The following is an 11,747-nucleotide window of genomic DNA, read 5'->3' on the forward strand; positions in this document are numbered from 1 at the left end:
CGTCAGCGCAATGCTGCGCTACACCCTCAAACGGCTCTTGTCCCTGCTGGTCAGTCTGGCCATCGCCTCGCTGGTCATCTTCGTCGTGATCGAGGTGGCGCCAGGCGATCCGGCCTCCTTCATGCTGGGGATCAACGCGCAAGAGGATACGCTCGCCGCCCTGCGCGCCGAACTGGGCCTCGATCAACCGAAATGGCAGCGTTACGTCTCCTGGGTCGGGGGCATGGTGCAGGGCGATTTCGGCATGTCCTATCAATACCGCACCCCGGTGGCCGAGATGATCGGCGACCGGCTTTGGGTGTCTCTGCCACTGGCGCTTTATGCGCTGACCCTGTCCACCCTCATCGCCTTCCCCGCAGGCATCTACGCCGCCGCCAGACGCGGCAAGCCCGGCGATATGGGCGTCATGGGGGCCACCCAACTGGGCGTCGCCATCCCCAACTTCTGGTTCGCCATGATGCTGGTGCTGATCTTTGCGATCAACCTGCGCTGGTTCTCGGCGGGCGGCTTCGCAGGCTGGGACAAGGGGTTTTTCGCCGCGCTCAAATCCCTCACCCTGCCGGCCATCGCCCTCGCTCTGCCCCAGGCGGCAATCCTTGCGCGCGTTATGCGCTCGGCCCTTCTGGACGTGCTCGGCGAGGATTTCATGCGCACCGCACGGGCCAAGGGCCTCACCCGCGGCCAGGCCCTGCGCCGTCACGGGCTACGCAACGCGATGATCCCGGTGCTGACGATCCTGGGCTTGCAATTCTCCTTCCTGCTCGCGGGCGGGATCATTATCGAACAGGTCTTTTACCTCCCCGGCCTCGGGCGGTTGATCTTCCAATCCATCTCTGCCCGCGACCTCATCGTCGTGGAATCGGTCACCATGCTGCTGGTCTTTGCCGTCATCCTGGTCAATTTCGCCGTCGATCTGGCCTATGCCGCCGTTGACCCGCGCCTGAGGGCAAGAACATGAGGCGCAACCTGATCATTGGCGGTGCGCTTTCCGCGCTCATGGTGCTGGCGGCGCTGGTCTCCTTTGTCTGGACGCCGTTTGAACACACGGCCATGGACATCCCGAACAAGCTGCAATCCCCAAACTTCACCCATTGGCTGGGCACCGATCATTTCGGGCGCGACATCTTTTCCATGATCATGGTCGGCGCGCGGACCTCGATCGCCGTGGCCGTAGTGGCCGTGGGCATCGGCGTGGGACTTGGCGTGCCGCTCGGCCTTTGGGCTGCCGCGCGCCAGGGCGGCTGGGTGGACGAGGTCATCATGCGCGGCAACGACCTCATCTTTGCCTTCCCCAGCCTCGTGATCGCCATCCTGATCACCGCCATTTTCGGCGCGGGCGCCGTCAACGCCATCATCGCCATCGGCATCTTCAACATCCCCGTTTTCGCCCGCGTCACGCGGGGCGGCGCCCTGCCGCTCTGGGCGCGCGAGTTCATTCTAGCGGCCCGCGTCGCAGGCAAGGGCGCGGCACGGATCAGCGTGGAACACATCCTGCCCAACCTCGCCAACCTGCTGATCGTCCAGGCGACAATCCAGTTCAGCCTCGGCATCCTGGCCGAGGCGGCGCTGTCCTATGTGGGGCTCGGCGCACAGCCCCCCACGCCAAGCTGGGGCCGCATGCTCGCCGACGCCCAAACGCTGGTCAGCATCGCGCCACACATGGCGCTGGTTCCGGGCTTTGCGATCATCCTGACAGTGTTGGGCCTGAACCTCTTGGGCGACGGATTACGCGACGCACTTGATCCACGGCTGCGGGTGGCGCGGACATGAACCTTCTGTCGATCCAAAACCTGAGCCTGCGCATCAACGACACGCTCATCCTGCATGACGTGTCCCTCGACATCGCCCCCGGCGAGGTCGTCGCGATCACCGGCGAAAGCGGTTCGGGCAAGTCCATGACGGCGCTGGCGGTGATGCAACTGCTCCCCGAAGGCAGCGACACGACGGGTCAGATCACGCTAGACGGCCAAGACATCAACAACTTGACCGAGGCCCAGATGTGCGCCCTGCGCGGCGACACGGTCGGCATGGTGTTCCAGGAACCCATGACGGCCCTCAACCCGGTCCAGACAATCGGCGCGCAAGTGGCCGAAACGGTCCGGTTGCACCGCCCCGATCTGGACCCGATGGGCCGGGCGGCAGAGGTCCTTACCCGCGTCGGCCTACCCCCCGACCAAGTCCCCCTGACCCGCTACCCCCACGCCCTTTCGGGTGGTCAAAGGCAACGCGTCGTGATCGCCATCGCCATCGCCTGCGGCCCCAAACTGCTGATCGCGGATGAGCCAACAACGGCGCTTGATGTGACCACCCAGGCCCAGATCCTCGACCTGCTACGCCAACTCGCAGCCGAAGACGGGATGGGCCTGATGATGATCACCCATGACCTCGCTGTCGTCGCCGAAATGGCACACCGGATCGTGGTCATGCAGCACGGGGCGGTAGTCGAAACCGGCGACACCGCCACGCTGCTGGCCAACCCGCAACACCCCTATTCCAAGGCCCTGCTCGCCGCCTCCACCCATCACGTCACGCTGCCGGACACCGACACAAGTGCCCCCTTGCTCCGCGTCGAAAACGTCATCCGTGACTACCCCCTGCCCCGCACAAAACTCTTCCAGAGCCCCGGCCACATGCGCGCCGTCAACGATGTCAGCTTTGACATCCCGCGCGGGGGCCGGATCGGGCTGGTGGGCGAAAGCGGGTGCGGAAAATCCACCCTCACCCGCGCCATCCTCGGGCTGGAGCCGGTGCAATCAGGCCGCATCACATTGGGCGGCGACCCGGTGTTCAGCGCAGGAAAACCCAACCTCGCCGTCCGCCGCCGCATGCAAGTCGTGTTCCAGGACCCCTACGGCAGCTTCAACCCCCGCCACAAAGTGGCCCGCTTGATCACAGAGCCGTTCCACCTGCTGGAAACGCAACCGACCGCCACCGAGCGCAAGATGCGGATCACAGAAGCGCTCACCGCCGTGGGCCTCTCCCCCGAAGACGCTGAAAAATACCCCCACCAATTCTCAGGCGGCCAGCGGCAGCGTATTGCTATAGCCCGCGCCCTGATCATCCGCCCTGACCTGATCGTGTTCGACGAGGCGGTGAGCGCGCTCGACGTCTCGGTCCGCGCCCAGATCCTCGACCTGATCGCCGATCTCTGCACCCAATACGACCTGACTTACCTCTTCATCTCCCACGACCTCAGCGTGGTGCGAACGATCACCGACCGCGTGCTGGTAATGAAAGCGGGGCAAATCGTGGAACAGGGCGACACCGAAGCCGTGTTTACCGCGCCCCAACACCCCTACACTCGCACCCTGATCGACGCCGCCCCGACCTTGCCCGAAAGGACCGAACATGTGTGATGCCCTCTGGTTCGACCCTACCGAAATGCTGATTGGCGGCACCTGGAAACAGGCCGCGGAAACCTTGCCGCTCATCAACCCGTCGGACGGCAGCCCCCTGGCCGACATCGCGCGCGGCCAGGCCCCCGACATTGACGCCGCAGTCACCGCCGCGCACGCCGCACGCGCAGGCGATTGGGGCCGGATGACCGCCACCGAAAGGGGCCGCATCCTGACCCGCATCGGGCAACTGGTCCTGACCTGCGTGGACGCACTGGCCGAGATCGAGGCCCATGACGTTGGCAAACCCCTGACCCAGGCCCGCGCCGATGCGGTGGCACTGGCCCGCTATATGGAGTTCTACGGTGGCGCGGCGGACAAGATCATGGGCGAAACAATTCCCTATCTCGACGGCTACACCGTCTACACCTTGCGCGAACCGCATGGGGTCACCGGGCACATCGTGCCGTGGAATTACCCCATGCAGATCATCGGCCGTTCGGTCGGGGCCGCGCTGGCCATGGGCAACGCTTGCGTGTTGAAACCGGCAGAAGAGGCCTGTTTGACAGCCCTGGCCTTTGCGCGCATCTGCGCCGAGGCGGGGCTGCCCGCTGGCGCCCTGAATGTGGTGCCGGGGCTGGGGGCAGAGGCGGGCGCGGCGCTGGCCGGGCACCCACATGTGCAGCACATCAGCTTCACCGGTTCCGTGCGCACGGGCGCGCTTGTCCAACAGGCGGCGGGCGCAAATGTCGTGCCCGTCACGCTCGAACTCGGCGGCAAATCCCCGCAACTCGTCTTTGACGACGCCGATCTCGACGCGGCGCTGCCCTTTCTCGTGAATGCGGGTATCCAGAACGCCGGGCAAACCTGCTCCGCCTCTTCGCGTATCCTCGTGCAACGGGGCGTTTACGACGAAGTCCGCGACCGCATGGCCGCCGCCTATACCGAACTCACCGTCGGCCCCGCCATGGACGACCTGCGCGTCGGGCCATTGATTTCCCAAAGGCAAAAGGAGATCGTGACCGGCTTTCTGACCCAGGGCACGGACCTCTCCATCGCCGCCCAAGGGCACCTGCAAAACGCCCCCGACAACGGGGCCTATGTCCTGCCCACTCTTTTTGACAACGTCCCGCCCGACCACTCGCTGGCGCGGGATGAAATCTTTGGCCCCGTCCAGGTGCTGATCCCCTTCGACACCGAAGCCGAAGCCATCGAAATCGCCAACAGCACCGATTACGGCCTCGTCGCCAGCATCTGGACGGCCCATGGCGCGCGACAGATGCGACTGGCCAAGGCGCTGCGCTCGGGCCAGATCTTCATCAACAATTACGGGGCCGGGGGCGGGGTCGAACTGCCCTTTGGCGGCATCGGCAAATCGGGCCACGGGCGGGAAAAAGGGTTCGAGGCGCTCTATGGCTTCTCGACCCTCAAAACGGTCGCGGCGCATCATGGGTGACATCACCCGGCTGACATTCCCAAAGGATGCCGATGCCGTCTTGCACCTCTGCCTGCGCGCCCGAGACTACATCGAGCTGGAAACCGGCAAAGGCCCCGACGCCGATTACGTGCACGAGACGATGACAGACGCGCCCCCCGGCGTGCCGCCCGATCACATCTGGTGCTGGGGGCACACCCGCAACGACGGGATGCTGAACGGGATCGCCACCTGCCTCAAAGGGTTCTATGGCCCCAGCGACTGGTATCTCGGGCTGCTCCTGCTCGATCCTGCCGCACGGGGGCAGAGCCTTGGAACACAAATGGCAAACCACGTCATCACCCAAGCACGCAACGACAACGCGACCTGCCTCAGGATCGCGGTACTCGACGCCAACCCCCGCGCGCGCATATTCTGGGAACGGCTCGGCTTCATCCACGAAAAATCCACCTCCGCCGGGGATGGCAATCTGCGCCATGTCCACCGCCTGGCCTTCTGAAAGGGAAACCACATGATCTTTGAAAACCGATTTCAGGGGCGGCACGCCGTCGTTACCGGCGGGGCCGCAGGGCTGGGGCAAGGCATCGCTGACCGGATCGCCGCCGAAGGGGGCAGCGTCGAGGTCTGGGATATCAACGCCGATGCGCTCGCCGCCACCAAAACCCACGCCACCCGCCAGATCGACGTGACCGACCACGCCGCCGTCGCCCGCGCGATGGCCGACGCCAACCCCGATATCCTTGTATGTTCGGCAGGGATCACCGGGCCGAACACCACCACCTGGGACTATCCAGTCGACGACTGGCTCGCCGTCCATAACCTCAACCTGAATGCCGTGTTCTACTGCTGCCGCGCCGCCGCTCCGATCATGCAGACCAAAGGCTGGGGCCGGATCGTCAACATCGCCTCCATCGCGGGAAAGGAGGGCAACCCGAACGCGCCTGCCTATTCTGCGTCAAAGGCCGCCGTGATCGGCCTGACGAAATCGCTCGGCAAGGAGCTGGCAACCTCCGGCGTCACCTGCAATGCTATCGCCCCCGCAGCCGTGCGCACGGCGATCTTTGACCAGATGACCCAGGAACACATCGACTTCATGCAATCCAAAATCCCCATGGGCCGGTTCGGCACGGTCGCGGAAATCGCCGCCATGGCCTGCTGGCTGGCCAGCGACGAGGCCAGCTTCAGCACCGGTTTCTGCTTTGACCAATCGGGCGGGCGGGCCACGGCGTAATGCGGATTGCAGTCAACGGCGTCCGGCTTTTCATCGACATCGAAGGGGCCGGGCTGGTGCCTGATGGCCCTGTCATGCGCGCCAAACCGACGCTGATCGTGTTGCATGGGGGGCCGGGGGCGGATCACTCGATCTATAAACCGGGCTTCAGCCAGCTCAGTGACATCTGTCAGATCGTCTATATCGATCACCGGGGCAATGGGCGGTCTGATGACGGTGACCCGACCACCTGGACCCTTGCGCAATGGGGCGACGATATTGCGGCACTGTGTGACGCGCTCGAGATTGAAAAACCCATCATCTACGGCGCATCCTTTGGCGGATATGTGGCGCAGTCCTTTGCCACACGGCACCCCGACCGGATCGGTTCGCTGATTTTGGCCAGCACATCGGCGCACGTGGATTTCGATCAGATCTATGACGCCTTCACCGACCTTGGCGGGGTCGAGGTCGGCCAGATCGCGCGCCACTATTGGTCCGACCCCACGCCTGCGCGCAGGCAAGCCTACCTCGACACTTGCTTCCCGATCTATTCCGTCAAACCCCAAAATCCCGACGTCATGGCCCGGCTGATCTTCAAAAATCCGGTGGCCATGCATTTCAACGGTCCCAAAAACGAACAGGGGCGGTTTGACTTCCGCGACGGCCTCGGCACGCTCGCCTGTCCCGCCATGGTACTGGTGGGCGACCGCGACCCGATCATGCCGCGTGCCTTTTCCGACGTGATTGCCGCGCACCTGCCCCATGCGGGCTATCACGTGCTTGAAAACGCGGGCCACCTGCTGGAACATGATGCCCACGACGCCTTTTTCGCGCATATGCGCCAGTTCATAACGGAGAGTTCCCATGCAACTTGACGGCAAGACCGCCATCGTGACCGGAGCCGCCAGCGGCTTTGGCGAGGGGATCGCCAAGGCCTTTGCCGCCGCTGGGGCGCGGGTGCTGGTGGCCGATCTCAATGCCGAAGGGGCCGCCGCCACCGCCGCCGAAGTCGACGGTTTCGCAGCCCACGTGGACGTGGCCAACGGGGCCTCGGTGCAGGCGATGACCGACATGGCGCTGGCCCTCATGGGGCATATCGACATTCTGGTGAACAACGCAGGTATCACGCATCTGCCCACCGCCCTAGAGGACGTGAGCGAAGAGGATTTCGACCGCGTGCTGGCGGTAAACGCCAAATCCGTCTACCTCACCGCGCGCAGCATCGTGCCCCATATGAAGGAACGCGGGCAAGGCGCGATCCTCAACGTGGCCTCGACCGCCGGAGTGTCGCCCCGGCCCCGGCTCAACTGGTACAACGCCTCCAAAGGCTGGATGATCACCGCGACCAAGGCGATGGCAGTTGAACTCGCGCCAAATGGGGTCCGCGTCAACGCGATCAACCCGGTGGCGGGCGAAACGCCCCTGCTCAAATCGTTCATGGGCGAGGACACACCCGAAATCCGCGCCAAATTCCTCTCCACCATCCCGTTGGGGCGATTCTCCACGCCCGAAGACATGGGGGCAGCAGCCACATTCCTGTGCTCCGACGCGGCCTCCATGATCACCGGCGTGGCGATGGAAGTCGACGGCGGGCGCTGCATTTGACGCGGGCCAAGGCGCACAGACAGGACAGCCGCGATGATTGATCACATGACGCTGGGCGTCACTGATTTTGCCCGCTCAATCGCCTTTTATGACAAGGTCTTTGCCCCACTGGGGGTCCGCCGCCTCTTTGACGTGCCGCTTGAACACAGCGACGGGGTCCAGGTCACCGGCTACGGCGATGACCGGCCCTGGTTCTGGCTGGCCGGGGAAAGGGCCACAACCGGCCTGATGCACGTCGCCTTTCAGGCCCAAAGCCACGCTCAGGTCGATGCCTTCCACGCCGCGGCCCTGCAAGCGGGCGGCACCGATAACGGGGCCCCTGGTCTGCGCCCGCACTACCACGCGGATTACTACGCCGCCTTCGTGCGCGATCCCGACGGGCACAACATCGAAGCGGTCTGCCACCACGCCAACCTCTAGGTGCCAGGCCCCCTTGCCGCCGCGCACCATTCGGGCATGATGCAAAAACCCAAAGCCGGAGGCCCCATGCAGCCCATCAACCTCACCGCCAAGCTCGCTCAGTTCAACACCCACTGGGACCCCCACGTGGTGGCCGACTACAACGGCAACGACGTCATGGTGGTCAAATTCCAGGGCGAATTTCCCTTCCACCTGCACGAGGACACTGACGATTTCTTCCTCGTGCTCGAAGGGGAAATGACGATGGACCTCGAAAACCAAAGCCACCCGGTCAAAACCGGCGAACTCTTTATCGTGCCCAAAGGGGTCACACATCGGCCCCGCGCCGAACACGAATGCAAGGTCTTGCTGATCGAGCCAAAAGGCGAACCCAACACCGGCGACCCCGCAACAGCGGCCAAAAAACCGCGCATCTGACCCTTCATTGTTCCCAAAATACTCCCGCCGGAGGCAAAAATGATCCCAGGCCCCCAAAACGCAATCACGGATGTCCCTGGTCTCAGGGTCGGCAATGCCCAGGATGACAGCCTGAAATCCGGTGTGACGGTGCTCACGGCTGATGCGCCCTTTACCGCCTCGGTGGCCGTGATGGGCGGCGCGCCCGGCACCCGTGAAACCGACCTCTTGGCCCCTGACAAATCCGTCGCAAAAGTGGACGCGCTGGTGCTCTCGGGGGGCTCGGCCTATGGGCTCGATGCCTGCTCTGGCGTGGTGGCGGGGCTGCGGGCGCAAGGGCGCGGTTTCAAGGTGGGCAAGGCCATCATCCCGCTTGTGCCCGGCGCAATCATCTTCGACCTCTTGTCAGGCGGCGATCAAAGCTGGTCAGACACCCCCTACCCGGCCTTGGGTCGCGCCGCCTTTGACGCCGCTACAGACAGGACAGACATCGGCACCGTCGGCGCGGGTACCGGGGCCATGACGGCCATGATGAAAGGCGGGCTTGGCACGGCCTCTCTCACGCTCGACAACGGGATCATCGTGGGGGCGCTGGTGGCCGCCAACCCCATGGGCAGCGTCACAACCCCCGGCGACAAGCATTTCTGGGCCGCCCCGTTCGAGATTGATGGCGAGTTTGGCGGGCTCGGCCCCGACGCCAATGCAGGCCTCGGGCGCAGCCTCGACAGCCGCAAACTGACCGCAATGATCGAGCGGACCAATACGACCATCGCGATCATCGCCACCAATGCAACACTGGACAAGGCGCAATGCCAGCGGGTCGCCTGGGCCGCCCACGACGGGATCGGACGGGCCTGTGTTCCGGCGCACAGCCCCGGCGACGGCGATCTGGTCTTTGCCGCCGCCACCGGCGACATCGCCCTGACAAACGAACGGGATCTGGCCCTGATCGGGCACGCGGGCGCGCTCTGCCTCAGCCGCGCCATCGCAAGAGGCGTGCACGCGGCCACGCCCGCCCCGAACGATCTGCTGCCAACCTGGAGCATGCTGAATGCCGACGCTTGAACGCCCCGATCTGACCCTGCACTACACGGTCACAGGCACCGGCCCGCCGCTCCTGATGCTTGCGGGATTCATGTCGGATCACGCCAGTTGGACACCGCTGATCCCCCTCCTGTCAGAGCGGTTCACCTGCATCGCACCCGACAACCGCACCACGGGGCAAAGCACACCATGGAACGCGCCCGTCTCCATTGACCACATGGCAACCGACGCCATGGCGCTGATGGATCAGCTCGGGCATGAGAGGTTCCACCTGATCGGGCACTCCATGGGCGGGATCATTGCGCTGCACATGGCCCAACATATCCCGGACCAGATTGCCTCGGCCACCATCGCCGCCTCCGCTCCCGTCAGGCTCCCGCGCAACACCGCCCTTTTTGCCAACCTCATCGCGATCCGGCAGAGCAATGCGCCGCCCGGCACATGGCTGCGGGCGCTGTTCCCCTGGCTGTTCAACCCTCAGGTCTTTGACGACCCAAAAGCCTTGGATGCGGCCATCGCCGACGCGCTCGCCTACCCCTACGGTCAAAGCGCGGATGCGATGGCGCATCAACTGACAGCCCTGCGCGATTACAACGGGGCGGCCCTCGCCCATCCGGCCTGCCCGGCGCAGGCCCTGATCGGGGGTGTTGACCTGATCAATCCGCCCGATCATATCCTGTCGGTGCTGAACCACCTGCCGCACCATATCATTGAAGGGGCCGGACATTCGATCCACTGGGATGCGCCCGACGCGGTGGCGCGGCACCTGACCGCCTTTGCGCTGCAACACCCGATCTAAGGACACGCCATGCACGACCTCTACGGGCTACAGATCACTTGCGACAGCGACGAAACCCGGCAGGGGATCGACGATTTCATCCACGGGTTCATCAGCTTTCGGACCAAGGCGGCGAATATCCTCAAAGCGGCCAAGGCTGACCCCGGCAACGGGCTGGCCAACGCCTACGCCGCAATCCTCTATATGCTGCTCGAAGCGCCCGTGGCCCCAAAACTCGCCGCACCCTTTCTGGAAAACGCGCAAAAAGCCACCGACATCACCCCGCGCGAGGCGGCGGCGGTCGAGGCGGCGCATCTCTTTGCAACGAGCCAAATTCCCAAGCTGATCCAGCTTTGCGAAGCGACGGTAACCGCCTATCCCCGTGACATGCTCATGCTGAAGCTTGGCCAATATCACACGTTCAACATTGGCGACTTCCCTGCCATGCTGCGGATCGCCCAAAAGGCACAGCCAGGGGCGGCCGATATTGCCTACGCGCATGGTATGCTGGCCTTCGGCTACGAAGAGTGCCACCTGCTGGACGAGGCAGAATGCGCCGCGCGGCACGCGCTGTCCCTGGATCAAAGCGAGCCTTGGGCGCATCATGCACTGGCCCACATCTACCTCACGCGCGGTCAGGTCGCCGAGGGGACGACATTTCTGGAAAGCGTCGCGCATCACTGGGCCGACCTCAACAGTTTCATGCACAGCCACAACTGGTGGCACCTGGCGCTGTTCTACATCTCCGCAGGGCGGACGGACGACCTGCTCAAGGCCTATGACACCCATGTCTGGGGGCTGTCCAAGGACTATTCTCAAGACCAGGTCGGCGCAGTGTCCCTGCTGGCACGGATGGAGTTCGCAGGTGTCCATGTGGGCGACCGTTGGGCGGACGTGGCTGACCACGTCGCCAAACGGGGCGCCGACACCACCAGCCCTTTCCTGACACTGCAATACCTCTACGCGCTCGGGCGGACCGGCAGGCCAGAGGCGGAAACGCTACTCAGCGCCATCGAAGAGCGCGCCGAAGACGAGACCCGACACGACCACGCCACCTGGCGCGACGTGGTGATCTGGGCCGCCCACGGGATCGCGTCCCACGCCGCAGGCGACTATGACGACACGATCCGCTTCCTCAGCAAAGCACTCCCCCGCCTCGCCGAAGCAGGCGGCAGCCACGCGCAACGGGACCTCTTCGAGCAGATCCACCTCGACGCGCTGATCCAGGCAGGCCATAGCAGCCGCGCCCAGCAAGTGCTGGAAATGCGACGAACCTATGACCCCGACGGCGTCCCGCTGAACACGATGCTGGCCGAGATCTACGACAAATCGGGCCTCCCCGATCAGGCGAACAAGGCCCGCGCACGCATCGCTTCTTTTGGCTGAAAATATCCCCCCGGAGGGACATGTCAGAAGGGTCTGAAAAGGCCCTTCTGAAAAAAATCGTGTCGCGCGTATGCGCGTCAATTCCGAACCAGCGTCGCTTGCACGGACCTGAGCTTCCCCTCGCGGCGGCAAAGC

General features: G+C 64.4%; 13 protein-coding genes. All 13 read left to right on the plus strand.

Going from position 1 to position 11,747, the window contains the following annotated elements; genetic code table 11:
- The first annotated feature begins 10 nt into the window (after nt 1–10).
- The 13 genes from Q1A44_RS20290 (at nt 11) to Q1A44_RS20350 (ending at nt 11,612) form a co-directional block, all read left to right on the plus strand.
- Nucleotides 11–958 (plus strand): ABC transporter permease, encoded by a 948-nt coding sequence (locus tag Q1A44_RS20290; RefSeq protein ID WP_299628924.1) that lies wholly within the window; start codon nt 11–13, stop codon nt 956–958.
- Nucleotides 955–1,770: an ABC transporter permease gene (locus Q1A44_RS20295; protein ID WP_299628927.1), complete on the plus strand. Its 816-nt coding sequence runs from the start codon at nt 955–957 to the stop codon at nt 1,768–1,770. The genes Q1A44_RS20290 and Q1A44_RS20295 overlap by 4 nt, the downstream gene beginning before the upstream one ends.
- Nucleotides 1,767–3,356, plus strand: coding sequence for a dipeptide ABC transporter ATP-binding protein (locus Q1A44_RS20300; protein ID WP_299628929.1), 1,590 nt, complete (start codon nt 1,767–1,769; stop codon nt 3,354–3,356). Before Q1A44_RS20295 ends, Q1A44_RS20300 begins: the two co-directional genes overlap by 4 nt.
- Nucleotides 3,349–4,791 carry an aldehyde dehydrogenase family protein gene (locus Q1A44_RS20305; protein ID WP_299628931.1) on the plus strand — a complete coding sequence of 481 codons (1,443 nt, stop codon included), beginning with the start codon at nt 3,349–3,351 and terminating at the stop codon, nt 4,789–4,791. Before Q1A44_RS20300 ends, Q1A44_RS20305 begins: the two co-directional genes overlap by 8 nt.
- A complete protein-coding gene (locus Q1A44_RS20310) occupies nt 4,784–5,269 on the plus strand; it encodes a GNAT family N-acetyltransferase (protein WP_299628933.1) in 486 nt (161 codons plus the stop codon). The genes Q1A44_RS20305 and Q1A44_RS20310 overlap by 8 nt, the downstream gene beginning before the upstream one ends.
- A 12-nt stretch (nt 5,270–5,281) precedes the next feature.
- On the plus strand, nt 5,282–6,001 hold the full coding sequence (locus tag Q1A44_RS20315) for an SDR family NAD(P)-dependent oxidoreductase (RefSeq protein WP_299628935.1): 720 nt from the start codon (nt 5,282–5,284) through the stop codon (nt 5,999–6,001).
- The gene (locus Q1A44_RS20320; RefSeq protein WP_299628937.1) at nt 6,001–6,858 is read left to right on the plus strand and encodes an alpha/beta hydrolase; all 858 of its coding nucleotides are present in this window, start codon (nt 6,001–6,003) and stop codon (nt 6,856–6,858) included. Before Q1A44_RS20315 ends, Q1A44_RS20320 begins: the two co-directional genes overlap by 1 nt.
- Nucleotides 6,848–7,588, plus strand: coding sequence for a glucose 1-dehydrogenase (locus Q1A44_RS20325; protein WP_299628939.1), 741 nt, complete (start codon nt 6,848–6,850; stop codon nt 7,586–7,588). Before Q1A44_RS20320 ends, Q1A44_RS20325 begins: the two co-directional genes overlap by 11 nt.
- A gap of 33 nt (nt 7,589–7,621) precedes the next feature.
- Nucleotides 7,622–8,008 (plus strand): VOC family protein, encoded by a 387-nt coding sequence (locus Q1A44_RS20330; protein ID WP_299628941.1) that lies wholly within the window; start codon nt 7,622–7,624, stop codon nt 8,006–8,008.
- Between the two features lie 66 nt (nt 8,009–8,074).
- A complete protein-coding gene (locus Q1A44_RS20335; RefSeq protein WP_299629093.1) occupies nt 8,075–8,425 on the plus strand; it encodes a cupin domain-containing protein in 351 nt (116 codons plus the stop codon).
- 39 nt (nt 8,426–8,464) lie between these two features.
- Nucleotides 8,465–9,469, plus strand: coding sequence for a P1 family peptidase (locus tag Q1A44_RS20340; RefSeq protein WP_299628943.1), 1,005 nt, complete (start codon nt 8,465–8,467; stop codon nt 9,467–9,469).
- Entirely contained in the window at nt 9,456–10,247 is a 792-nt protein-coding gene (locus Q1A44_RS20345; RefSeq protein ID WP_299628945.1) for an alpha/beta hydrolase, read from the plus strand. The genes Q1A44_RS20340 and Q1A44_RS20345 overlap by 14 nt, the downstream gene beginning before the upstream one ends.
- Before the next feature lie 9 nt (nt 10,248–10,256).
- Nucleotides 10,257–11,612 (plus strand): tetratricopeptide repeat protein, encoded by a 1,356-nt coding sequence (locus Q1A44_RS20350; RefSeq protein WP_299628947.1) that lies wholly within the window; start codon nt 10,257–10,259, stop codon nt 11,610–11,612.
- The last annotated feature ends 135 nt before the right edge of the window (nt 11,613–11,747 follow it).

This window comes from uncultured Tateyamaria sp., from assembly GCF_947503705.1.
Lineage (GTDB): Bacteria > Pseudomonadota > Alphaproteobacteria > Rhodobacterales > Rhodobacteraceae > Tateyamaria.